Source organism: Vibrio sp. 1978, assembly GCF_033344345.1.
On record NZ_JAWPOP010000362.1, the window covers coordinates 1 to 765 of the forward strand.

Genomic DNA, 765 nt, shown 5'->3' on the forward strand with positions numbered 1-765 from the left:
GTTCCGTTCGTGGTTGCTCCGGATGGTCGTGTCAGCAAAGGACGTCCGAAGAACCTGAAATCATGGTTGGAGAGTGTTGAATGATCGTAACCATCAAAAAGAAACTCGAAGAAACGTTGATCCCGGAGCACTTGCGAGCTGCCGGGATTATTCCTGTCCTGGCCTATGACGAAGACGATCATGTCTTCCTTATGGATGACCACAGTGCAGGCTTTGGTTTCATGTGTGAGCCCCTGTGTGGTGCCGATGAAAAAGTTCAGGAGCGAATGAACGGTTTCCTGAATCAGGAGTTCCCGTCGAAGACTACGCTCCAGTTTGTTCTGTTCCGCTCCCCGGACATCAATCAGGAGATGTACCGGATGATGGGGTTGCGTGATGGCTTCCGTCACGAGCTGCTGACATCTGTCATCAAGGAACGGATTAACTTCCTCCAGCACCACACGACAGAACGCATATTTGCCAAGACCAACAAAGGTATCTACGACAATGGCTTGATCCAAGACCTCAAGCTGTTCGTTACGTGCAAAGTCCCCATCAAGAACAATAACCCGACTGAAAGCGAACTCCAGCAGCTCGCACAGCTTCGCACGAAGGTCGAATCATCGCTTCAAACCGTTGGTCTGCGTCCCCGCACAATGACGGCGGTGAACTACATCCGGATCATGAGCACCATCCTGAATTGGGGGCCGGATGCTTCATGGCGACATGACTCTGTGGATTGGGAGATGGATAAGCCCATCTGCGAGCAAATCTTCGATTACGGCA

At 51.5% G+C, this 765-nt stretch carries 1 protein-coding gene; it reads left to right on the plus strand.

Annotated features, from left to right (window positions below; translation table 11 throughout):
• Window positions 1-80: 80 nt before the first annotated feature.
• A partial coding sequence (locus R8N49_RS26635; RefSeq protein WP_318190387.1) for a conjugal transfer protein TraC occupies window positions 81-765 on the plus strand: 685 nt, incomplete at its 3' end.